The 1059-nt window shown below is 43.6% G+C and carries 1 protein-coding gene and 1 pseudogene; one reads left to right on the top strand and one right to left on the bottom strand.

All coding sequences use genetic code 11. From position 1 onward, the window contains the following. A pseudogene (locus R7P67_RS26320) lies at positions 1-243 on the bottom strand (MFS transporter); the annotation flags it as partial. 287 nt (positions 244-530) lie between these two features. On the opposite strand from R7P67_RS26320, the gene R7P67_RS26315 reads away from it, so the two are divergent. Continuing rightward, positions 531-1059: ABC transporter substrate-binding protein (locus tag R7P67_RS26315; protein ID WP_318086516.1), on the top strand; the 529-nt coding region annotated here is incomplete at its 3' end.

The raw sequence follows: 1059 nt of genomic DNA, 5'->3' as shown, positions 1-1059 counted from the left end.
AAAAGCGTAAGTGAAGAAGAAAGCCGAACCCATGATACCGAGTTCTTCGATGGTTACGATGCCTGCATCCAGCATTGGTTTTTTAACAACACCTAAACTCATACGAACTACGTAGAAGACGGCGTAACCGAAAACCAAGCCTAAAAATACATGCCATTGGTAGCGTTTGAAACGCGCTTGCATTTCCTCTTTCGAGCCATCTGAAAGAGGGAGGTCAGGGCGTGTTTTAAAGAAATTAAACATCTTGCACTCCAAGTTTTAATCACAAATGTTTTGTTGCAGGGCTATCTTGAAGTGACAGATTGCACAGTACAAAGGCATGAATTTGAGACAGAATTGACCCATATTGATATTTACGTTGAGTCAAAAACGGGAATTTAGAACGTTAGGCTGACACTTGTTACTGATAGAATATGCTTAGTTCTGGTTGAAGTGCGTCAATAGTGACTCAAACATACTCTGTAAGATTTTTTGACAATCTTTCATAGATTTGAGTTACCGCACACTATTTAAGGTTTTTGGTTAATTTGATGGCTGATTTCAAGCAATTTGGGCGTCGTTTACTTCTTGGTGCGGCGCTTTATGCACCACTCACAATGGCAGCAGAAAAAGAGTTGGTGATACTCACGACCTTCTCTCAAGCACCAATCACTGCTTTGGTGGATGACTTTACGCAGCACTATCCTGATGCTGAAGTCCGAGTGGTTCACCGACGCACTCAATCAAGCCTGCAATTGCTCAGCAAAAGCTACATGAAGGATATCGACTTGGTGTTGAGCTCGTCGCCGTTTCTGATGCAAGAGCTGTCTAATGAACATCGTTTGGCTGATATGTCGTCGCGTGTGCAAGTGCCGAAATGGTTGTCGCCTTATCTATTACCTAATAACGATCAAGTCGTGGCGTTTGGATACTCAGGTGCCGGGATTGTTTGGAACAAAGATTATTTGGCCGCGAACCATTTACCAGAACCGAAGCGTTTTCAAGATCTGACTAATCCGCTGTACTTTGGTCACGTTACCATGAGCACGCCAAGCCGATCCGGAACCACGCAATTGATGG

This window comes from Vibrio sp. Vb0937 (genome assembly GCF_033338855.1).
The sequence above is the reverse complement of the archived record's forward strand: the minus strand, read 5'-3'. Positions and strand labels throughout refer to the sequence as shown.